Genomic DNA, 20,748 nt, shown 5'->3' with positions numbered 1-20,748 from the left:
ACTAGAAGGCAAGCAGTCCGAGTTTAGCGCCGGATCAGCGAAAGACCACCCCCAACCATGGTCTAGAGCGAAATTTGATCAATTGCGGCAGATACCCGGCATAGAGGGCTGGAATGGCCTCGACAGATGGTTGCCGGATCACAAAACAGTGATGCGGAACTGTTCTGTAATGGCTTTCAGGTCTATCGTGCAGGAACAACAGAATTGATCAGATAACGACCTGCCCGCTGCCCCCCCAGTGGCGGTCAACAAGAGAGTTCATTCGATGACCGACTCACCTGCAGATCGCCGTCGTTTCAAGCGCATTGCCTTCGACGCCAAAACCGATTTGAAGCAAGGCGATCAGACCTGGAAGGTTCAACTGGTCGATCTTTCCCTGAAAGGGTTGCTCATCGAGCGGCCTGATCCGTGGAACGGTGATCAGACGCAGCCCTTTGAAGTCGACATCATTCTAAGCAACGACGCCCACGTAAAAATGGATGTCAAAATCACCCATGACAACAGCCGCCAATTGGGATTCGTTTGCCGGCACATAGGGCTGGAGTCAATCAGCCACCTGAAGCGGCTGGTCGAATTGAACCTCGGAGACCCCGAGGAACTGGATCGGGAACTGGCAGCCTTGATCGAACTGCAGGGATAATCCTCGGGGCGAGGTTATTCGAACAACGCATCCAGTGCCTGCTCCAGACGCGTGACGGCAATGATCTGCAAACCGGGTGGCGCTTCCTTCGGCGCATTGCCTTTAGGTACGATGGCCCGCTTGAAGCCATGCTTGGCGGCTTCCTTAAGGCGCTCCTGGCCGCTGGGCACCGGCCTGACCTCACCCGACAGCCCCACTTCGCCAAACACCAGCAAGTCATGCGGCAGCGGACGATTGCGCAGGCTGGACATCACCGCAGCCATCAAGGCCAGGTCGGATGCGGTTTCCAGCACTTTCACACCGCCCACTACGTTGAGAAACACGTCCTGATCGTGAGTCGGAATACCGCCATGTCGATGCAGGACCGCCAGGAGCATGGCCAGACGGTTCTGGTCCAGACCCAGCGTTACACGACGCGGGTTGGACATGTGGCTGTCGTCCACCAGCGCCTGAACCTCCACCAGCATCGGCCGAGTGCCTTCCCAGGTGGCCATGACCACACTGCCCGGCACTTCTTCCTGAGCACGGGTGAGAAAAATCGCCGACGGGTTGGAGACTTCTTTCAGGCCCTTGTCGGTCATGCCGAACACGCCCAGTTCGTTCACCGCGCCGAAGCGATTCTTCACCGCCCGCAGCAGACGCAGACGGCCATCCGACTCGCCCTCGAAATACAATACGGTGTCGACCATGTGCTCAAGCACACGCGGGCCGGCAAGCGCGCCCTCTTTAGTGACGTGACCAACCAGAAAGATCGCCGTGCCGCTCTGTTTGGCGTAGCGCACCAGCAAGGCCGCGCTTTCGCGAACCTGCGACACGCCGCCCGGGGCTGACTGCAACTGTTCGGTGAAAATCGTCTGGATCGAATCGATTACCATGACCTTGGGCTTCTCGACCTTGGCAGTCGCAATGATGGTTTCGATACAGGTTTCAGTCATGACGCGCAGCTTGTCCTGCGGCAGCCCCAGGCGTCGGGCACGCATGGCCACCTGCTGCTGGGATTCCTCGCCGGTGACATACAGCGCGGGCATGCGCTGGGCGATATTGCACAGTGTCTGCAACAGAATTGTCGACTTGCCGATGCCGGGGTCGCCGCCAATCAGCACCACCGAGCCGTCAACCAGCCCGCCGCCCAGCACTCGGTCGAGCTCGGTGGAGTTGGTGGAGAAGCGCGGAATCTCTTCGACACTGACTTCTGCCAGGGTTCTGATTTGCGCCTGTGAACCGGTCCAGCCGGTACGCCCGGTGGGCGGCGCAGCAGCGCCACTCTCAATCATCGTTTCGACCAGTGTGTTCCAGGCACCGCATTCGCTGCACTGGCCCGCCCACTTGGGAAATGTCGCGCCGCACTCGGTGCAGCCGTACAAGCGTTTGGCCTTGGCCATGACAACCCCAGTCGTAAAAAACGCCCATGATAACGCAGGTTGCGCCAGCAGTTACCTGCGCAGCGAACCATGACTTTCAAAACCGGATAAAACTTACACAAGCCGCTCCGGTCGATTGAACGTAGAACGGACGACAACTGTAAGGCTGGACTACACTCTCCCGGATCACTTTTATCTGTAACAAGGAATTACCCATGAGCGTACTTAGCGAGTTCAAGGCCTTCGCGGTCAAAGGTAACGTGGTCGATATGGCCGTCGGTATCATCATTGGCGCGGCATTCGGCAAGATCGTTTCGTCGTTCGTCGGCGATGTGATTATGCCACCGTTAGGCTTGCTGATCGGCGGCGTAGACTTCAGTGACCTGGCCATCACCCTGCGCCCTGCGCAAGGTACGGCACCGGCAGTGCTGCTGGCTTATGGCAAGTTCATCCAGACGGTTATCGACTTCATTATCGTCGCGTTCGCGATCTTCATGGGCGTCAAGGCCATCAACCGCCTCAAGCGCGAAGAAGCCAAGGCACCGACCCTGCCACCAACGCCTTCCAAGCAGGAAGTGCTGCTGAGCGAGATTCGCGACCTGCTCAAGGAACAGAACAAACCGGCCGCGCCAGTCACTGTAGACCCTACGCGTCCGCTTTGATCGAATAAGGCCTGGACCTGCTGACTATCGTCCCCACGCAGTGCTTTTCAACCGCGGTGGCACAGACGACGCAGAGTGCGACCTTAGTGACGGCTGAGTCCTGGCGCTGATCCGGGGGTAGCCTGGCAGGACGCCAGGCTAGCCGCACCGGGCCATGGATGGCCCGTTGCGGCGACCCCCGGATCAGTGACAGGGCGAAGGAACCCGACGAAGTCGGGCCGGAAACAGGAGCGAGGGGCTTTGGTTACTTTGGCCCCATCAAAGTAACTCGCCGAGGGGCGAAAAGGTGCCCTGAGTCGGGCGCCAATTCACCTGATGTCGAAGAACCGCTGTGTGACGCAGAGCGTCACGAACTGCATGCCAACGCGGAGCATTGGCACGATAGTCATGCAGAGCGTTCTGCCTTCCCCACTTACCAATACGTCTCCACCGCAACCTGCCCCGGCTTGCGTGACAGGCTCAGGCGCATGTCACGCTGTTTGAGCAGTGCGCGTGTGTCGTCGATCATCTGCGGGTTACCACACAGCATCACTCGGGAATGCTCCGGTGTCAGTGCGATGCCTGCCGCGCGCTCAAGCTCGCCGTTTTCAATCAACTGCGTAATGCGGCCACTTAGTGCGCCCGGATGCTGTTCGCGGGTCACAGTCGGTAGGAACAGGAACTTGTCTGCGTATTCAGCCAGATATTCACGCTGCATCAGTTCGCCAATCAACTGCTGATAGGCCAGTTCGCGGGACTCACGAACGCTGTACACCAGAATCACCCGCTCGAACTTCTCCCAGACCTCGAAATCCTGAAGGATCGATAGAAACGGCGCGACACCTGTACCTGTGGATAACAGCCAGAGGTCGCGGCCATCGACAAAACGGTCCAGGGTCAAATAACCAAACGCCAGTTTTTCCACCATCAATTCGTCGCCTTCGCGCAGACGGCTCAGTTCGCTGGTGAATTCGCCATCCGGCACCACGATGGAAAAAAACTCCAGAAACTCGTCGTGCGGTGACGACACCATCGAGTAGGCACGCCATACGGTGGTGCCGTCGGCCTTGGTCACACCGAGGCGCGCAAACTGTCCTGCCCGAAAGCGAAAACCAGGGTCGCGCGTGGTGCGCAGGGTGAACAGGTTGGTGGTCAGCGGCGTGACACGCTGCAGTGTCTGTCGGGTGAATTTGTCGTCACTGACGGTCATGGTGTGCTTTGAACTCCTGAATATGAAAAGCAGAACCCAGTGTCCCGCAAAGCGGGCCCGATAAACACCGGCTGTTTGTGGTGAATTACCCGGTCAGCGGCGCTGCGGCTTAGAGTATTTGGTTCTTGAGTCCGCAAATGCCTGACCGAACCTCTACAGGGCAAATTGCCGCGACCTCTCTTGCACAGGGGTTCCAGCCAAAAGGCCGATAACACGCTGCCAATTGCCATCAGCCCATCCGTCCGGGTAATGCGCGCAGGCGCAGTTTGCGGTGTTTTTGTTCCTAGACTGGATAAACGAACAGCAAGGTCTGGACACGTACTGCAAGGAGGCTACATGAACACAATGGAAATAAAATTTTCACAGCCCTCGCCAGCAAAAAACCTGACTCAGAGAGAAATTGAAGTCCTCAAGTGGTCCGCCGAAGGCAAGACAGCTGGCGATATCGCAATGATTCTCTGCCTGAAGGAGCGCACCATCCACTTTCACATTGCCAGCGCCATTCAGAAAATGGGCGTTTGCAACAAGACGGCTGCTGCCGTACAGGCCGCACTGAGCGGGATGTTCTGATAAAGCCCGCAGCCGAACCGCAATCAAACAGGTATGAAAACGAAAAAATACGTAAAATCGTCTGCCTCGGCGAGCCCACCTGTCTTCGGGCTCACTGACATACTTTCGATTGCACAGAGTTCTCCCGCCAATGCCCCTGCTCATCAGTCCTTTCGCTGAACTTGATCTCATTCGCCAACCCGAGCAACAGGATGAGCCGTTGCAGGCATTCGATGCTGCTGACGAGTACCTGCTCAATCATGTTGCAGAAACCGGGCTGAGCCTGCAAAGCCGGGTGCTGGTGCTCAATGACAGTTTCGGCGCGCTGGCGGCCAGTCTGGCGTCTCATGCCACGGTGGTCAGCAGCACCGACTCTTTCCTGGCTGCACAAGGTCTGGAAAAGAACCTGGCACGCAATGGCATGAGCTATGACGCGGTACCGCACATCCCCGCCAGCGAGCCCTTGAGCGGGCCGTTCGACTGGGTACTGATCCGGGTGCCGAAGACTCTGGCGCTGCTGGAAGAACAACTGATACGCCTGCAGGGTCAACTGGCACCCGGTGCTCGCGTGGTCGCGGCAGCCATGGTCAAGCATTTGCCACGTTCGGCTGGCGACCTGCTGGAGGAATACGTAGGGCCGGTGCAGGCCTCACTGGCGGTGAAAAAAGCCCGGCTGCTGTTCGCCACGCCGCAGCCCATGGAAGTACGGACTTCGCCCTACCCGACCCGTTACCGTCTGGACGAGCCGGCCATCGAACTGCTCAACCACGCCAATGTATTTTGCCGCGACGGGCTGGACATCGGTACCCGGGCATTCCTGCCTTATCTGCCGAAAAACCTCGGCACCGCAAGGGTCGCCGACCTGGGATGCGGCAACGGCGTGCTGGCTATTGCCAGCGCGCTGGACAACCCGCAGGCGCACTACACGCTGGTCGACGAGTCGTTCATGGCCGTGCAATCGGCAGCCGAGAACTGGCGCGCAACGCTGGGCGAACGTATGGTGGAAGTTCGGGCAGCCGACGGGCTGGACACTCAGGAACCCGACTCGCTGGATGTGGTGCTGTGCAACCCGCCCTTCCATCAACAACAGGTAGTGGGAGATTTTCTTGCCTGGCGCATGTTCCTCCAGGCGCGTGCCGCACTGGTTAACGGCGGCGCGCTGTATATCGTCGGCAACCGTCACCTGGGTTATCACACCAAGCTGTCGCGCCTGTTCCGCGGTGTCGAGCAAGTGGCGGCCACGCCGAAATTCGTGATCCTGAAAGCACGCAAGTAATCCACGGCGCAAAAAAAGACCCTCTTGCCAGCGGGTGGCAAGAAGGTCGCAAAACGTGTCCGGTGGACACGAACGGGAATTCAGTATCAGTGTGTCGTCAGGCCCGCTGCGCTCATGAACATGCGCATCAGGCTGGCTACGATAAACAGCGCAAATACGCTGCCCGCCCAGATCCCGACCAGCCAGGCCAGGCGTTGCCAGAGCGGCTTGCTCAGCGCCGGATCAGGATCGTGCATGGAATTTTTACCAGACATCGTCATTCTCCTCGGTTCGGACTAGTGATAACCGTCTGCAGCCGTCACCTTGCCGCGGAATACGTAGTAGCTCCAGAAGGTGTAGCCCAGGATGAACGGAATGATGAACAGCGTGCCGACCAGCATGAAGCCCTGGCTCTGGGGCGGTGCGGCGGCTGCCCAGATCGATACCGAAGGCGGAATGATGTTCGGCCACAGGCTGATGCCCAGCCCGCTGTAACCCAGAAATATCAGCAACAGGGTCAGCAGGAACGGCGTGTAGTGGGCATTGCGGGCGACAGCCTTGAACAAACCGTACATGGTCACCAGCACCAGAACCGGCACGGGCATGAACCACAGTAGATTGGGCATGCTGAACCAGCGATGGGCAATGTCCGCGTGAGCCAGCGGCGTCCACAGGCTGACCACCGCCATGACCGCCAGCACAGCCAGTGCCAGAGGGCGGGCCAGATCATGCATCGCCTTCTGCAGCGAACCTTCGGTTTTCATGATCAGCCAGGTACAGCCCAGCAGCGCATAGGCGACAATCAGGGCCAGGCCGCAGAACATCGGAAACGGCGCGAGCCAGTCCAGTGAACCGCCAGCGAACTGACGATTGACCACCGGAATGCCTTCAATGTAGGCGCCCAGCGCCACGCCCTGAAAGAAGGTTGCAGCCAGCGAACCGCCAATGAACGCCTTGTCCCAGAGGTGGCGTTTCTGTTCGGTCGCCTTGAAGCGAAACTCGAACGCCACGCCGCGAAAGATCAGGCCCATGAGCATGAACATCAGCGGCAGGTACAGCGCAGACAAGACCACCGAGTAGGCCAGCGGGAATGCACCGAACAGTGCCGCACCGCCCAGTACCAGCCAGGTCTCGTTGCCGTCCCAGACCGGCGCGACGGTATTCATCATCACGTCACGGTCGGAACTGTCTTTCATGAACGGGAAGAGAATCCCGATGCCCAGATCGAAGCCGTCCATCACCACGTACATCATGATGCCGAAGACGATGATGATGGCCCAGATCAGCGGAAGATCGATACCCATGGCTTAAATCCCCTTGCCGAGACGGTCAGGATGGTCGCCATCTTCTTCGCCTTCAACAGCAGCGGAGAGCGGACGGGCCGGAGTGCGTTGTTGGCCGGGACCACCGTGAGGCACATGTTCGACATAGGCTTTTGGCCCCTTGCGAACCAGGCGCATCATGTAGCCAAGACCTGCACCGAACAGCACGAAATACACGACCACGAACAGCACCAGAGTGATGCTCATCTGCGCCACGCTGTGGCCGGACGATGCATCGGCGGTGCGCATCAGGCCATACACGACCCACGGCTGACGACCGATTTCGGTAGTAAACCAGCCGGCGAGAATCGCGATAAGGCCAGACGGCCCCATCCACAGCGCCAGGTACAGGAACGGACGCGAGTTATACAGCGTGCCGCGCTTGCGCAGCCACAGGCTCCACAGGCCGGTGAAGATCATCAGCATGCCGAGGGCGACCATGACCCGGAACGACCAGAATACGATTGTCGAATTAGGGCGATCCTCAGGCTTGAACTCCTTGAGCGCCGGCACCTGCTTGTCGAGGCTGTGGGTCAGGATCAGGCTGCCCAGGTACGGAATTTCCACCGCGTACTTGGTACGCTCTTCCTTCATGTCGGGAATGCCGAACAGGATCAGCGGGGTCGGTTCGTCACCGACGTTTTCCCAGTGGCCTTCAATGGCGGCGATCTTCGCCGGCTGATGCTTGAGCGTGTTCAGACCGTGGAAGTCACCGACCACTGCCTGAATAGGTGCAACCAGCAAGGCCATCCACATGGCCATCGAAAGCATTTTGCGTACGGCGGGTGTATCGCGACCGCGCAACAGGTGCCAGGCAGCCGAGGAGCCGACGAAGAACGCAGTTGCGACGAATGCGGCAATCGCCATGTGCGTCAGGCGGTACGGGAACGAGGGGTTGAACACCACTGCGAACCAGTCGGTCGGAATGACACGGCCGTCGATGATCTCGAAACCTTGCGGCGTCTGCATCCAGCTGTTGGACGACAGAATCCAGAACGTGGAGATCAGCGTGCCGATGGCAACCATCACCGTGGAAAAGAAGTGCAGCTTACGGCCGACGCGGTTCCAGCCGAACAGCATGACGCCGAGGAAACCCGCTTCAAGGAAGAAGGCGGTCAGTACCTCGTAGGTCAGCAGCGGGCCGGTAACAGCACCTGCAAAATCGGAGAAGCGGCTCCAGTTGGTGCCGAATTGATAGGCCATGACCAGCCCGGAGACCACGCCCATGCCGAAGTTGACGGCAAAGATCTTCGACCAGAAGTGGTACAGGTCACGGTAGACGTCATCGCGGGTCTTCAGCCACAGACCTTCGAGCACAGCCAGGTAACTTGCCAGACCAATAGTGATGGCAGGAAACAGGATGTGAAACGAAATGGTGAATGCGAACTGAATTCGGGCGAGATCTATAGCCTCTAAACCGAACATAATATGTTCCTCTCTCAGATGAAACCTGCTGCTGGCCGTGAGCCAACAACGATTGCTCCCACGGTAATGAGTGCTTATGTTTCTTTATTCTGGCGTTTCCAATGGCGAAAACGCTGGCCGAAGCACTGATCACTGGCTGAACGCAATGATGCAGATCAATCGACCATGAAAGAGTAGTCCTGTTCAGCCGCTAAAGTCGTGTGGTCTATTGTCGCGTGGCGAGTTGTCTCACCGGTAGAGCACTTGCAGACGCCCACCGTTCCTCACGCTCTAGCGTGGGAATGCCGTTCGTGACGCTCCGCGTCACACCTGCGCCGCACCACCTACGCAAGAGGACGCAGAGCGTCCAGAACCGCATGCCAACGCAGAGCGTTGGCACGATAAGCAGTTGGATTTGCGCGCGCGATTACAACAACTTGTCCAGCGTGATCGGAAACTCGCGGATCCGCTTGCCGGTGGCGTGGTAGATCGCGTTGGCAATCGCTGCCGGTACGCCCACGATGCCGATCTCGCCGACGCCTTTGGAACCCAGCGCGTTGACGATCTCGTCGTGTTCTTCGACAAACAGCACGTCAATATCGCCGATATCAGCATTAACCGGGATGTGGTACTCGGCCAGGCTGTGGTTCATCGGGCGACCCAGAGTGTGATCAAGCATCGCCTCTTCCTGAAGCGCCATGCCCATCCCCCACACAACACCACCCAGAATCTGACTACGCGCCATCTTCGGGTTCACTACCCGGCCCGCTGCCACGGCACTGACTACGCGATTGACCTTGATCGTGCCCAGGTCCTCGTCGACCAGCACTTCGACGAATACCGCCGAGTGCGTTGCAGCCGCATAGGCTTCACGCTTCTTGTCCGGCTCGGCATCAACTTGCACTTCAATCGCACCACTGGCTTGAGAGGCAGCCAGCTCTGCCATCGACAGCGCCTGCTCGCCCACATACAGCTTGCCCGCTTCGAAACGCACCTCATCCGGCGTGGCAGATGCGAACTGCGGATGAAGCCCTTTGGCAACTTCCAGCACCTGACGCTGCAGGGCCTGACACGCCTGCTGCACCGCTGTACCCACTGAAGACACAGTAAACGAGCCGCCCTGCAAAGGCGCGGTCGGCAACGAAGAGTCACCCAGTAGAAAGGTGACATTCTCCACATCGATGCCCGAGGCTTCAGCAGCGATCTGCGTCATCACAGTGTACGTACCCGTACCGATGTCAGTCGTGGCACTGCTGACTACTAAACTGCCATCAGCCTCAAGACGCGCCTTGGCGCTGGCTTTCATCTGCATGGCTTCCCAGACACCGCCCGCCATGCCCCAGCCGACCAGTTGGCGACCTTGACGCATGCTGCGCGGCTCGGGGTTGCGACTTTCCCAACCAAAACGCTCGGCGCCCTGGCGATAGCACTCGCGCAGCTCTTTGCTGGAGTACGGCTTGTCTTCATTACCGTTGCGTTCGGCGTAATTGGTCAGGCGCAGGCGCACAGGGTCGATGGCCAACGCACAGGCCAGCTCGTCCATGGCGCACTCCAGACCGATCATGCCCAATGCAGCGCCCGGCGCACGCATATCCAACGGCGTGAACACGTCCAGCGGCACCAGCTTGTAGGTCAGTTGCACGTTATCGCAGTGATAGAGCATGCCGCTCCACTCAACAACATGCTCGCTGAAGTCCTCGAATCGCGAAGTCTGGCCGATGGCTTCATGCCCAATGGCCAGCAGACGACCGTTGGCAGCCGCCCCCAGACGCAAGCGCTGCACGGTGCGCGGGCGATAGCCGAAGGTGAACATCTGTTGTCGGGTCAGGGTCAGGCGCACCGAGCGCTTCAGATGCAACGCCGCCATCACCGCCAATGGCAGCTGATATTGCGGGCGTAGGCCTGAACCGAAGGCACCGCCGACGAAGGCTGCCAGCACGCGGATCTTGTCCTTTTCCAGACCGAAGACCTTATGCAGGTAGTCCTGACAGTTCTGCGTGCCCTGGGTCTTGTCGTGAATCTGCAGGCTGCCGTCAGCCTGATACAGGACGGTGGAAGCATGCGGTTCCATCGGGTTGTGGTATTCGCTGGGCGTGCTGTAGGTCACGTCAACGCTGAGCGCAGAACTGGCCAGCTCCCCCTCGAAGTTGCCACGCGGCGGCGGCAGTTCGGCAGGCGCGTCATGGGCAGTGTCGAGCATGGCCTGCAAATCGGTCTGGTGAGCCTGCTGTTCATATTCGATACGCACCAGCGAACCGGCGTGCCGTGCCAGCTCCAGCGTATCGGCAACGACCAGCGCAAGCGGCTGGCCGCTGTACATAACGTTGTCGTTGTAAAAAGGCCGAAACGGCGAACCGTCGGCCGAGTCAGCGTCTTCGTAGTTTTCGTCGTAGCTGGCCACTGAAGGACGATTGGTATGGTCGATGACGGCGACGACACCCGCGACTTTCAACGCCTCGCTGGTATCGATGCTGACGACGCGACCGTTGGCGATGGTGCTGGAGACAACGCTGGCATACAGCAGCCCTTCTTCAGGGTATTCACCGGCGTAGCGCGCGCCGCCTGTCACTTTCAGTCGGCCGTCGACGCGGTCTACCGGCTTGCCCATTGGCGAAAATGGCTGGTTCATTGGGCGCTCCCTCCTGTTGCGGCATCGCTCAAGGCGCGAATGATCGCGCGGCGGGCCAGCCTGACTTTGAAACCGTTGTGCTCCAGAGGCTTGGCATCTTCAAGCATGGCGTCTGCCGCAGCGGCGAAGTGCTCGCGAGTGACCGGTTTACCGATCAACAATGCCTCGACCGCTTTGTCGCGCCACGGCTTGTGCGCGACGCCACCCAGCGCCAGACGCACGTCGCGTACCACGTCACCGTCCAGATCGATGGCAGCAGCGACCGATATCAGGGCAAACGCATAGGATGCGCGATCACGAATCTTCAGATAAGCGTTGTGACTGGCAAAGCCCTGTGCAGGCAGCTCGACCGCGATGATCAACTCATCATCGGCCAATTGGTTGTCGCGTTGCGGCGCATCACCCGGCAGGCGGTGGAAATCCGCGAACTCGATGGTGCGGCGACCGGCACGTCCTTCGACATGCACCACAGCCTCCAGCGCAGCAAGGGCCACGCACATGTCGGATGGATGCGTGGCGACACATTCGTCACTGGCACCGAGGATTGCGTGAATACGGTTCAGACCTTCACGCGCCGGGCAGCCGCTACCCGGTTCACGCTTGTTGCACGGCACACCGGTGTCATAGAAGTAATAGCAACGGGTCCGTTGCAACAGGTTGCCGCCAGTGCTCGCCATATTGCGCAACTGTGGCGAGGCACCGGCCAGGACGGCTTTGCTCAGCAACGGGTACCGCGCCTCGATCAACGGGTGATACGCCAGGTCGGCATTACTCACCAGGGCGCCGATCATCAGCCCGCCAGAAGCGGTTTCGCTGACCTCCCTCAATGGCAGGCCGGTGATATCGATCAAGTGTTCAGGCGTTGCGACGTTTTCTTTCATCAGATCGAGCAGGTTGGTGCCGCCAGCAATGAAACGCGTGGCAGGCCCGCTCAGGTTGACCGCTGCGGTGATGTCGGTCGGCTTGCTGTAGGTAAACGGATTCATGCGTTCACCTCCGGCTTCGGCGCTGCATCGTGAAACTGTGGCAAGGCCTCTTCGACCGCCGCAAGAATATTGCTATAGGCACCGCAGCGGCACAGGTTACCGCTCATCAGTTCCTGGATCTCGGCACGCGTGCTGGCGCGCCCCTCGTTGGCCAGCCCGACAGCCGAGCAGATTTGCCCGGGCGTGCAATAGCCGCACTGGAACGCATCGTTCTTGATGAACGCCTGCTGCATTGGATGCAACTGATCGCCGTCGGCAAGACCTTCAATGGTGGTCAATTCGGCGCCCTCGCACATGATCGCCAACGTCAGGCAGGCATTGATGCGCGTACCGTCACGCAGTACGGTACATGCACCACACTGGCCGTGGTCGCAGCCTTTCTTGGTGCCGACCAGATCAAGCTGATCACGCAGCAGGTCCAGCAGGGTGGTCCAGGGCAGCACGTCCAGCTGGCGCTGCTGCCCGTTCAGGGTAAGAGAAATCGCGTGGGTCGCGAAATCCTTCGGGTTCGGGGTCGTTGCACTCATGGAAACCTCACGGTAGGCGTTCGCTTAGCGCATTTTTATGCGTCTTAAGGGGTGGGACTTCGTGAGGTTTGCAACGTTCAGGCTTTCTTGATGAGCGCACTTGTCATCGAAAGGCCCTTATCCACAGGCAGCCATCCTGACCCGCTGCTGGTATGATGCGCGGCTTTTTCCGACCCGCAGAAATCAAACGGGCTGCCTCGCAGTCTGTGCTTTGCTGTTGGAGTCGATCATTCACGACGCGCGCCGCGTCACGGAGAGCCAGACATGCTGGAAAGGCTGTTTCAACTCAAGGCACACAACACCAACGTGAGGACCGAGATTCTCGCGGGCGTCACGACTTTCCTGGCGATGGCCTACATACTGTTCGTCAACCCGAGCATCCTCGGCGAAACCGGCATGGACAAGGGCGCGGTATTCGTCGCCACCTGCCTGGCAGCCGCCATCGGCTCGACGGTGATGGGGCTGATCGCCAACTACCCGATCGCCCTCGCACCGGGCATGGGCCTGAACGCCTTCTTTACCTACACCGTGGTCCTGCACATGGGTCACAGCTGGCAGGTCGCGCTGGGTGCAGTGTTCATCTCGGCGGTGATGTTCTTCATTCTGTCGATCTTTCGCATCCGTGAATGGATCATCAACAGCATCCCTCTGCCCCTGCGTTCGGCCATTGCCGCTGGTATCGGCCTGTTTCTGGCACTGATCGCCCTGCATAACGCCGGAATCGTGGTCAGCAACCCGGCCACCATCATCGGCATGGGCGACCTCAAGCAGCCTGCTCCGGTGCTGGCTACCCTGGGCTTCTTTCTGATCGTGGCGCTGGACCACCTCAAAGTGCGCGGCGCGGTGCTGATCGGCATCCTCGCGGTCACCCTGGTGTCCATCGTGCTGGGCTTCACGCCGTTTGGCGGTGTGGTGTCGATGCCGCCTTCGCTGGCACCGACCTTCATGCAGCTGGACATCATGGGCGCGCTGGACGTTGGTCTGGTGAGCATCATCTTCGCCTTCCTGTTCGTCGATATCTTCGATAACTCCGGCACCCTGATCGGCGTGGCCAAACGCGCCGGGCTGATGGGCAAGGACGGGCACATGCCGAAAATGGGCCGTGCGCTGATCGCCGACAGTACTGCCGCGATGGCCGGTTCCCTGCTGGGCACCTCGACCACCACCAGCTACATCGAGTCGGCTGCGGGCGTCAGCGCGGGTGGCCGCACCGGTCTTACCGCCGTAGTGGTCGCCGTGCTGTTCCTGCTGGCGCTGTTCTTCGCCCCGCTGGCCGGCAGCGTGCCCGCCTTTGCCACCGCGCCGGCGCTGCTGTTCGTCGCCGTGCTGATGGCGTCCGGCATGGCTGAAATCGACTGGGACGACATCACCGTCGCAGCGCCGGTGGTGATTACCGCTCTGGCGATGCCGTTCACCTACTCCATTGCCAACGGCATCGCCTTTGGTTTCATTTCCTGGACAGCGATCAAGCTGTTGTCGGGACGCTGGCGCGAGCTGAATTCCGCGCTGGTGATCCTGTCGATCCTGTTCGTGATCAAGCTGGGCTGGTTCAACGCATGAGTGTTCCTTTCGACCCTGCGAGCTACGACCGTCAGCTCGAAGAAAAAACCGTTCGCCTGCGCGAGTTGCTCGCGCCGTTCGATGCACCTGAGCCGCAGGTGTTTGATTCACCGCGCGAGCACTATCGGCTGCGCGCCGAATTTCGCCTGTGGCGCGAAGACCAAAAGCGTTATTACGCGATGTTCGCGCCGGGCGACAACAGGACACCGATCCTGCTGGAAGGCCTGCCGATCGCCAGCGAGCGCATCAACGCGCTGATGCCGGTGCTGCGCGAGCGCTGGGAAGCCAGCCCGACGTTGAATCACAAGCTGTTTCAGGTGGACTTCCTGACCACGCTGGCGGGTGATGCGATGATCACCATGTGCTATCACCGCCCGCTGGACGCTGAATGGCAAGCCGCTGCCGAGCAATTGGCGGCTGAGCTGAACGTGAGCCTGATCGGTCGTTCCAAGGGCCAGAAGCTGATCATCGGCCAGGATTACGTGACCGAGAAGCTCGACGTGGCTGGCCGCACCTTCAGCTACCGCCAACCGGAAGGCGCGTTCACCCAGCCCAACGGCACGGTGAACGGCAAAATGCTCAACTGGGCGTTTGATGCGCTGGGCGAGCGGCAGGACGATCTGCTGGAGTTGTACTGCGGCAACGGCAACTTCACCCTGCCGCTGGCCACCCGCGTGCGCAAGGTATTGGCAACCGAGATCAGCAAGACCTCGGTCAATGCAGCGCTGAGCAACCTGGATGACAATGGCGTGGACAATGTCACGCTGGTGCGTTTGTCGGCAGAAGAGCTGACCGAAGCGCTGAACGAAGTGCGCCCGTTCCGTCGTCTGCACGGCGTGGACTTGAAAAGCTACGATTTCGGCAGCGTGTTAGTCGACCCGCCCCGCGCCGGCATGGACCCGGACACCTGCGAACTGACCCGCCGCTTCGAACGCATTCTGTACATTTCCTGCAACCCGGAAACCCTGGCCGCCAACATCGCCCAGTTGCACGACACCCACCGGGTCGAGCGCTGCGCCCTGTTCGACCAGTTTCCGTACACCCACCACATGGAATCAGGTGTGCTGCTGGTTCGCCGTTGAGGCATATCACTATCGTGCGGCGCTCTGCGTCGCATGCCTTTCTGGACGCTCCGCGTCCTATCCTGAACAGGCGGCGCGACGCAGATCTGCGACGCGGAGCGTCACCCAAGGCATTCCCACGCTGGAGCGTGAGGAACGATTATCTCGACTATCGTGCGGCGCTCTGCGTCGCATGCCTTTCTGGACGCTCCGCGTCCTATCCTGAACAGGCGGCGCGGCGTAGATCTGTGACGCAGAGCGTCACCCACGGCATTCCCACGCTGGAGCGTGAGGAACGATAATCTCGACTATCGTGCGGCGCTCTGCGTCGCATGCCGTTCCGGACGCTCCGCGTCCTATCCTGTACATGCGGCGCGGCGCAGATTCTTTCATGCCCGTCACGGCGAAACTGTCAGAATATTTATTAGCTTCCTATCGATACGCTAAGGTATAAACCGAAAACGTGAATTAGCCGCTTCAATGGGATCCCTTTCTTGAGCTCTGAGTCTTCCGCCTCTCCTGCCCCGGTCAAGTTGTCCAGCCAGCCCGGTTTCGTCAGTTTTATCCTCTCGCGCCTGATGGCAGTGTTTGCCATGCAGATTCAGGCAGTGGTGGTCGCCTGGCAGGTCTATGACATGACCCGCGAGCCAATGGCACTGGCGTATGTCGGCCTTGCTCAGTTTATTCCCATGTTGCTGCTGTTGATGCCTGCCGGGGACCTGATCGACCGCTACAACCGCAAGGTCATCCTGATGATCAGTTGGGGCGTGCAGGCGTTCTGCGGCACCATTCTGTTTGTGTTTTCGGCCCTCAAACTGCAAGACCTGCGGCTGATCTACGGCGCGCTGATGCTCTACGGCTGCGCCCGCGCCTTCACCGGCCCGGCCCTGCAAAGCCTGCTGCCACAGATTGTCCCGCGTGACCAACTGCCTTCGGCCATTGCCACCAACAGTGTGATCATGCGCTGTTCGACCGTTGGCGGCCCGCTGATCGGCGGCTATCTGTATTGGCTGGGCGGCGCAGAACTGACGTATTCAGTCTGCGTGGCAGCATTCATAGCTGGCATCCTGTTTCTGGCCCCTGTAGCGACGCCCTTTGCCGGCAAGCCAGTGGAACTTGGCTCCAGCGCCTGGGGCCGGTTCACCGCGGGCATTGCCTTCATCCGCTCGCGACCGATCATCCTCGGCACCATTTCGCTGGACCTGTTCGCCGTGCTGCTCGGCGGCGTGGTGGCGCTGCTGCCGATTTACGCCCATGAAGTGCTGCATCTGGGCCCCCAAGGGCTGGGCATGCTGCGTGCGTCGATGAGCCTGGGCGAGCTGGGCGTCGGTATTTACCTGAGCATGCGCCCGCTGCAGCGCAACGTCGGCATGACCATGTTTATTGCCGTCGGCCTGTTCGGCGTAGCGAATCTGGTGTTCGCACTGTCGACACTGTTCTGGCTTTCGTGCCTGGCTCTGCTGGTCGCGGGCGCGGCGGACATGGTCAGCGTGTTCATTCGCTCGGCGCTGGTGCAGTTTTCGACGCCGGACAACATGCGCGGCCGGGTCAATGCCGTGAATATGCTGTTTATCGGCTCATCCAACGAGCTGGGCGAATTTCGCGCAGGCACCAGCGCCTCGCTGGTCGGCGCGATACCTGCGGCAATCATGGGCGGCGTCTGCACACTGGGCGTGGTCGGCGCGTGGATGACGGGCTTCAAATCGCTGCGGCAGGTCGACCGTTTTGCCGATGCGTCGCCACCTGAAGTGTTGCAGGCGCAGCCCGTGAAAAGCTAGACACGGACTTCCCGAACCAATCGGCTCTCTCGCACCTCTATACCCTCGCATCCTGCACACGCTGGCCGGACCGCCAGACTGGCGCAGACCTGTATCAGCAGCGACACTCATTGCACGAAAAGAAGAGGGATCCGACATGCTCTGGAAAAAAGGCCGACGTAGCGACAACGTAGTCGATGCGCGTGATGGCGGCAGCAGTGGCGGCGGCGGCATGCGCATCGGTGGCAAGGGGCTGGGCCTGGGCGGCATTGTGATCATCGTTGCCATCGGCCTGCTGACCGGTCAGGACCCGATGCAGATTCTCGGGCAACTGACCGGGCAAGGCACCGAGCAAAGCGCTCCACCCAGCGCGCAAACGCGTCAGGCGCCACCGGCCAACGACCAGCAAGCCGAATTCGTGCGCAGCATCCTCGGCGATACCGAAGACACCTGGCGTGCTGTGTTTGCTCAGAACGGTCGCGAGTACAAGGACCCGACGCTGGTGCTGTTCAGCGGCCAGGTCAACTCGGCTTGCGGTCGCGCCACCTCGGCGACCGGCCCGTTCTACTGCCCGGCTGACCAGCAGGTCTATCTGGACATGGACTTCTTCCGCGAAATGGCCCAACGCTTTTCCGCCGCTGGAGACTTCGCCCAGGCTTACGTGATTGCCCACGAAATCGGGCACCATGTGCAGACCCTGCTGGGCATTTCTGCCAAGGTCGACAAGGCTCGTCAGGCCGGGCAAAAAATGGAAGGTGCCAACGGTTTACTGGTCCGCCAGGAGCTTCAGGCGGACTGCTTTGCAGGTGTTTGGGCGTACAACGCACAAAATCGTTTGAACTGGCTTGAGCCGGGTGATATTGAAGAGGCATTGAATGCGGCCAACGCTATCGGCGATGATCGCTTGCAACAGCAAAGCAGTGGTCGAGTCGCTCCGGACTCCTTTACTCATGGGACGTCTGCCCAGCGTGTACGCTGGTTCAAGGCAGGCTTTGCCCAAGGCCAAATCAATCAATGCGATACATTCGCCGCCAAGAGTCTCTGAACACATGATTAAACCGCTTCTGGTCCTGTTGTTGAGCACTGCCTTCGCGAGCCTCGGGGCGCATGCCGAGGATCAAGCGGTTACGTCTATCAGTCCGGATCGCCTGGCCATCAATGGTGCAGAGGCGACACTGGGGCTTAGCCAGGAATGGGTACACCCCAAGCCGAAGATCGAGCGCGCGGTGATCGTGCTGCACGGCCGCCTGCGCAATGCGCAAACCTACCTGCGCAGCATCGAACGTGCCGCCAATCAATCCAAAGAGCGCAGCAAGACCTTGCTGATCGCCCCGCAATTTCTGGATGAGAAGGACATTGTCGCGCATCACCTGCCGGAGTCGATTCTGCGCTGGCGCCAGAACAGCTGGATGGAAGGCGCAACCGCCACCAATCCCAAGCCCGTCAGTTCGTTTCTGGTCCTGGACCATATCCTCAAGCGTCTGAGCGACAGCAAGCTGTTCCCGAATCTCAAAGAAGTGGTTATTGCCGGGCATTCCGGTGGTGCCCAGGTGGTGCAGCGCTACGCGATGATCGGCGGCAAGGAAGATGCGCTGCTGCAGCGGGAAGGCGTGAAGCTGCGTTATGTGATTGCCAACCCGTCGTCCTATGCCTATTTCGACGCAGAGCGGCCTGAACCGGTAACGGCGCAGAGCTGCCCTGATTTCGACGAGTGGAAATACGGTCTGAACAAGATGCCGTTCTATTCGGGAAAGGAAAAGCCGGCTGACATCGAGAAGAATTACGTGAAGCGCGACATCACTTACCTGATGGGCGAGCTGGACACCGATCGCAATCACCCTGCTCTGGACAAGACCTGCGCGGCCGAAGCACAAGGCGCATATCGCCTGATTCGTGGCCAGAACTACTTCAACTACCTCAAGAAGCGCCACCCTGAAGGGCTGAACCAGCGCCTGGTAATCGTGCCGAAAGTCGGCCACAACGGCGACGGGATATTCACCTCACCTGAGGGTCAGGCGGTGTTGTTCAAGCCGTTTTGAGTGATAGGGATATAACTATCGTCCCCACGCTCCGCGTTCAGCGCCACATACAAGTCCGCTTTTGATTCTGGCCGGAGGCCGTGGGAGCGAACTTGTTCGCGAAAGGGTCAACATAATCGTCGAAAATGCATCGACTGAAATACCGTCTTCGCGAGCAATGCGGATCGCCGCCCCGGTCGCTCCCACAAACACTTGTGGATAACGGTGAGCGCTCCGCATTGGCACGGTAGGCAGCTCAGATCACCTCAGCATCCCGCGCAGCACTGTGCAATTCTCCGCATGCCAGTCAGTCAGCTCCGGCCAGGGGTTGTCTTTCAGATTGACCAGAACAGTCTTGGCACCCGCCGCACGGCCGCAGTTCAGGTCATGCATATAGTCGCCGATCATGACCATCTTCTCCGGCTCGACACTCCAGCGAGCGGCCAGCTTCAGCAAACCCGCCGGATCCGGCTTGGGGGTCGCTTCGTCTCGGCCCAGTACATCCTCGACAGCAAAGCAGTCAGCGAGGCCGATGGCTTTCAAGGTGATGTACGCGAGCTCTTGAGCGTTGCGGGTCAGTATTCCCAACCGATAGCCGCGCGCCGACAACTCACGAACCAGCTCGACCGCGCCCTCGGCAGGCTGCGAAGCCAGCGCCAAATCGCGCTCGTGCTCAAGCAGCCAGGCGTGTTTGGCCGCCGATTCCTCAGCGGGCAACGCGGCAAGATGACCCAGAATGTCGTCGTCCTGAGGGATGCCCAGTTCACGCTTGATTGCCGGAAAGTCGTGGACCGGGATGGTCAGGGTGCCATCCATGTCAAACACCCAGTGCTGTATGCCGTCGAGTGTCATGTCCAATCCTTGCGATGGCGGATCAGCCCTTCCTGGCTGACCGATGCAACCAGTTGCCCGGCGCGGTTGAAGATACTGCCGCGTGAGAAACCGCGGGAGTTGCCTGCCCAGGGACTGTCCATTGCATAGAGCAGCCAGTCATCGGTGCGCAGGTCATTGTGGAACCACAGCGAGTGATCGAGGCTGGCGACCTGCATATCGCGCTGCCAGACCGTCTTGCCATGCGGCCGTAACGAAGTGGTCAGCAGGTTGAAGTCGGAGGCATAAGCCAGCATGTAACGATGCAGCGCCTGTACGTCCGACAGGCTGCCATCGGCGCGAAACCACACGTACTTCACCGGCTCGCCTGGCTTGGGATCGTACGGGTCTTCGGATGTCACCGGGCGGAACTGAATCGGTTTGGGACGCAGAAACTTGTCGTGCATCGCTTCGGGAGTCAGGTGTGCTCGGCCCGTCAGCAGCTCTAGCTCGGACGGCAGGTTTTCCGGACCGACAATCTGCGGCATCGACGCCTGGTGCTCAAAGCCCTCTTCGTCGTACTGAAAAGAGGCGCTGCACGTGAAAATCGGCTTGCCCTTCTGAATGGCGGTTACGCGACGCGTGCTGAAACTGCCACCGTCACGCACGCGGTCCACTTGGTAGACCACCGGCAGGCCTGCGTCGCCAGGGCGCAGGAAATAGCCGTGCAGCGAGTGAACGTGGCGGTCCTCTTCGACGGTCTGACTGGCGGCAGACAACGACTGCCCCAGCACCTGGCCGCCAAACAGCTGGCGAAAACCCAGGTCCTGACTGCGGCCGCGAAAAAGATTTTCTTCAATGGCTTCCAGCGTCAGCAACTCAACCAGATCATCCAGCACTTGGCTCATTCCCACTCCTCTTGCACATCGACTCTGCACTTGTACGGCAACGGCAGTCGCTGCATTTTCCGACAGACCTCTGGCCCATCCCACTGGAATGGAATGATACAGATTTAAGA

General features: G+C 59.8%; 19 protein-coding genes. 9 read left to right on the top strand and 10 right to left on the bottom strand.

What is annotated here, in order from left to right; translation table 11 throughout:
* The first annotated feature begins 265 nt into the window (after positions 1–265).
* Complete coding sequence (locus RYB66_RS11580) at positions 266–640, top strand: PilZ domain-containing protein (protein ID WP_005745351.1); 375 nt, start codon at positions 266–268, stop codon at positions 638–640.
* A gap of 14 nt (positions 641–654) precedes the next feature.
* Here RYB66_RS11580 and radA read toward each other — a convergent pair whose 3' ends face one another.
* Positions 655–2,022 carry a DNA repair protein RadA gene (radA, locus tag RYB66_RS11575; protein WP_002555235.1) on the bottom strand — a complete coding sequence of 456 codons (1,368 nt, stop codon included), beginning with the start codon at positions 2,020–2,022 and terminating at the stop codon, positions 655–657.
* A 194-nt stretch (positions 2,023–2,216) separates the two neighbouring features.
* On the opposite strand from radA, the gene mscL reads away from it, so the two are divergent.
* Positions 2,217–2,663, top strand: coding sequence for a large-conductance mechanosensitive channel protein MscL (mscL, locus tag RYB66_RS11570; RefSeq protein ID WP_002555236.1), 447 nt, complete (start codon positions 2,217–2,219; stop codon positions 2,661–2,663).
* A 412-nt stretch (positions 2,664–3,075) separates the two neighbouring features.
* Here mscL and RYB66_RS11565 read toward each other — a convergent pair whose 3' ends face one another.
* Positions 3,076–3,852 (bottom strand): ferredoxin--NADP reductase, encoded by a 777-nt coding sequence (locus tag RYB66_RS11565; protein ID WP_004655524.1) that lies wholly within the window; start codon positions 3,850–3,852, stop codon positions 3,076–3,078.
* A 336-nt stretch (positions 3,853–4,188) separates the two neighbouring features.
* On the opposite strand from RYB66_RS11565, the gene RYB66_RS11560 reads away from it, so the two are divergent.
* On the top strand, positions 4,189–4,422 hold the full coding sequence (locus RYB66_RS11560) for a helix-turn-helix domain-containing protein (protein ID WP_005745352.1): 234 nt from the start codon (positions 4,189–4,191) through the stop codon (positions 4,420–4,422).
* 130 nt (positions 4,423–4,552) lie between these two features.
* Positions 4,553–5,677, top strand: coding sequence for a class I SAM-dependent methyltransferase (locus RYB66_RS11555; protein ID WP_316894419.1), 1,125 nt, complete (start codon positions 4,553–4,555; stop codon positions 5,675–5,677).
* Positions 5,678–5,763: 86 nt separating this feature from the next.
* Here the strand turns inward: RYB66_RS11555 and RYB66_RS11550 are convergent, their stop codons facing one another.
* The 6 genes from RYB66_RS11550 to RYB66_RS11525 all read right to left on the bottom strand — a co-directional run bounded on the left by RYB66_RS11550 (position 5,764) and on the right by RYB66_RS11525 (position 12,524).
* A complete protein-coding gene (locus RYB66_RS11550) occupies positions 5,764–5,931 on the bottom strand; it encodes a DUF2474 domain-containing protein (protein ID WP_002555239.1) in 168 nt (55 codons plus the stop codon).
* Positions 5,932–5,952: 21 nt separating this feature from the next.
* Positions 5,953–6,960 carry a cytochrome d ubiquinol oxidase subunit II gene (gene cydB, locus RYB66_RS11545; protein ID WP_002555240.1) on the bottom strand — a complete coding sequence of 336 codons (1,008 nt, stop codon included), beginning with the start codon at positions 6,958–6,960 and terminating at the stop codon, positions 5,953–5,955.
* A 3-nt stretch (positions 6,961–6,963) separates the two neighbouring features.
* The gene (locus RYB66_RS11540) at positions 6,964–8,403 is read right to left on the bottom strand and encodes a cytochrome ubiquinol oxidase subunit I (protein ID WP_004655531.1); all 1,440 of its coding nucleotides are present in this window, start codon (positions 8,401–8,403) and stop codon (positions 6,964–6,966) included.
* Between the two features lie 406 nt (positions 8,404–8,809).
* The gene (locus tag RYB66_RS11535) at positions 8,810–11,011 is read right to left on the bottom strand and encodes a xanthine dehydrogenase family protein molybdopterin-binding subunit (protein WP_016981840.1); all 2,202 of its coding nucleotides are present in this window, start codon (positions 11,009–11,011) and stop codon (positions 8,810–8,812) included.
* On the bottom strand, positions 11,008–11,997 hold the full coding sequence (locus tag RYB66_RS11530; RefSeq protein WP_016981844.1) for an FAD binding domain-containing protein: 990 nt from the start codon (positions 11,995–11,997) through the stop codon (positions 11,008–11,010). Before RYB66_RS11530 ends, RYB66_RS11535 begins: the two co-directional genes overlap by 4 nt.
* Entirely contained in the window at positions 11,994–12,524 is a 531-nt protein-coding gene (locus RYB66_RS11525) for a (2Fe-2S)-binding protein (protein ID WP_316894415.1), read from the bottom strand. The genes RYB66_RS11530 and RYB66_RS11525 overlap by 4 nt, the downstream gene beginning before the upstream one ends.
* A 264-nt stretch (positions 12,525–12,788) precedes the next feature.
* Between RYB66_RS11525 and RYB66_RS11520 the strand changes: the two genes are divergently transcribed.
* The 5 genes from RYB66_RS11520 to RYB66_RS11500 all read left to right on the top strand — a co-directional run bounded on the left by RYB66_RS11520 (position 12,789) and on the right by RYB66_RS11500 (position 18,941).
* Positions 12,789–14,084 carry an NCS2 family permease gene (locus tag RYB66_RS11520; protein ID WP_004666255.1) on the top strand — a complete coding sequence of 432 codons (1,296 nt, stop codon included), beginning with the start codon at positions 12,789–12,791 and terminating at the stop codon, positions 14,082–14,084.
* Positions 14,081–15,166: a tRNA (uridine(54)-C5)-methyltransferase TrmA gene (gene trmA / locus RYB66_RS11515; protein WP_316894413.1), complete on the top strand. Its 1,086-nt coding sequence runs from the start codon at positions 14,081–14,083 to the stop codon at positions 15,164–15,166. The genes RYB66_RS11520 and trmA overlap by 4 nt, the downstream gene beginning before the upstream one ends.
* A 473-nt stretch (positions 15,167–15,639) precedes the next feature.
* Entirely contained in the window at positions 15,640–16,923 is a 1,284-nt protein-coding gene (locus RYB66_RS11510) for an MFS transporter (RefSeq protein WP_005780805.1), read from the top strand.
* A gap of 136 nt (positions 16,924–17,059) precedes the next feature.
* Positions 17,060–17,947 (top strand): neutral zinc metallopeptidase, encoded by an 888-nt coding sequence (locus RYB66_RS11505; RefSeq protein ID WP_055007718.1) that lies wholly within the window; start codon positions 17,060–17,062, stop codon positions 17,945–17,947.
* 4 nt (positions 17,948–17,951) lie between these two features.
* Positions 17,952–18,941 carry a hypothetical protein gene (locus RYB66_RS11500; RefSeq protein ID WP_004655548.1) on the top strand — a complete coding sequence of 330 codons (990 nt, stop codon included), beginning with the start codon at positions 17,952–17,954 and terminating at the stop codon, positions 18,939–18,941.
* Positions 18,942–19,181: 240 nt separating this feature from the next.
* On the opposite strand, the gene RYB66_RS11495 is transcribed toward RYB66_RS11500, so the two are convergent.
* Positions 19,182–19,772 carry an HAD family hydrolase gene (locus tag RYB66_RS11495; protein WP_316882071.1) on the bottom strand — a complete coding sequence of 197 codons (591 nt, stop codon included), beginning with the start codon at positions 19,770–19,772 and terminating at the stop codon, positions 19,182–19,184.
* Positions 19,769–20,638 (bottom strand): acyl-CoA thioesterase II, encoded by an 870-nt coding sequence (tesB, locus tag RYB66_RS11490; protein WP_316882070.1) that lies wholly within the window; start codon positions 20,636–20,638, stop codon positions 19,769–19,771. Before tesB ends, RYB66_RS11495 begins: the two co-directional genes overlap by 4 nt.
* Between the last annotated feature and the right edge of the window lie 110 nt (positions 20,639–20,748).

This window comes from Pseudomonas syringae group sp. 243L2 (assembly GCF_032587875.1).
Classification (GTDB): domain Bacteria; phylum Pseudomonadota; class Gammaproteobacteria; order Pseudomonadales; family Pseudomonadaceae; genus Aquipseudomonas; species Aquipseudomonas amygdali.
This window is presented reverse-complemented; position numbering and strand designations above follow the sequence as displayed.

Bases quoted from the DNA above. Each gene is read 5' to 3' on its own strand.
- RYB66_RS11580 (WP_005745351.1), top strand. From the start codon at position 266: ATGACCGACTCACCTGCAGATCGCCGTCGTTTCAAGCGCATTGCCTTC.
- radA (WP_002555235.1), bottom strand. From the start codon at position 2,022: ATGGCCAAGGCCAAACGCTTGTACGGCTGCACCGAGTGCGGCGCGACA.
- mscL (WP_002555236.1), top strand. From the start codon at position 2,217: ATGAGCGTACTTAGCGAGTTCAAGGCCTTCGCGGTCAAAGGTAACGTG.
- RYB66_RS11565 (WP_004655524.1), bottom strand. From the start codon at position 3,852: ATGACCGTCAGTGACGACAAATTCACCCGACAGACACTGCAGCGTGTC.
- RYB66_RS11560 (WP_005745352.1), top strand. From the start codon at position 4,189: ATGAACACAATGGAAATAAAATTTTCACAGCCCTCGCCAGCAAAAAAC.
- RYB66_RS11555 (WP_316894419.1), top strand. From the start codon at position 4,553: ATGCCCCTGCTCATCAGTCCTTTCGCTGAACTTGATCTCATTCGCCAA.
- RYB66_RS11550 (WP_002555239.1), bottom strand. From the start codon at position 5,931: ATGTCTGGTAAAAATTCCATGCACGATCCTGATCCGGCGCTGAGCAAG.
- cydB (WP_002555240.1), bottom strand. From the start codon at position 6,960: ATGGGTATCGATCTTCCGCTGATCTGGGCCATCATCATCGTCTTCGGC.
- RYB66_RS11540 (WP_004655531.1), bottom strand. From the start codon at position 8,403: ATGTTCGGTTTAGAGGCTATAGATCTCGCCCGAATTCAGTTCGCATTC.
- RYB66_RS11535 (WP_016981840.1), bottom strand. From the start codon at position 11,011: ATGAACCAGCCATTTTCGCCAATGGGCAAGCCGGTAGACCGCGTCGAC.
- RYB66_RS11530 (WP_016981844.1), bottom strand. From the start codon at position 11,997: ATGAATCCGTTTACCTACAGCAAGCCGACCGACATCACCGCAGCGGTC.
- RYB66_RS11525 (WP_316894415.1), bottom strand. From the start codon at position 12,524: ATGAGTGCAACGACCCCGAACCCGAAGGATTTCGCGACCCACGCGATT.
- RYB66_RS11520 (WP_004666255.1), top strand. From the start codon at position 12,789: ATGCTGGAAAGGCTGTTTCAACTCAAGGCACACAACACCAACGTGAGG.
- trmA (WP_316894413.1), top strand. From the start codon at position 14,081: ATGAGTGTTCCTTTCGACCCTGCGAGCTACGACCGTCAGCTCGAAGAA.
- RYB66_RS11505 (WP_055007718.1), top strand. From the start codon at position 17,060: ATGCTCTGGAAAAAAGGCCGACGTAGCGACAACGTAGTCGATGCGCGT.
- RYB66_RS11500 (WP_004655548.1), top strand. From the start codon at position 17,952: ATGATTAAACCGCTTCTGGTCCTGTTGTTGAGCACTGCCTTCGCGAGC.
- RYB66_RS11495 (WP_316882071.1), bottom strand. From the start codon at position 19,772: ATGACACTCGACGGCATACAGCACTGGGTGTTTGACATGGATGGCACC.
- tesB (WP_316882070.1), bottom strand. From the start codon at position 20,638: ATGAGCCAAGTGCTGGATGATCTGGTTGAGTTGCTGACGCTGGAAGCC.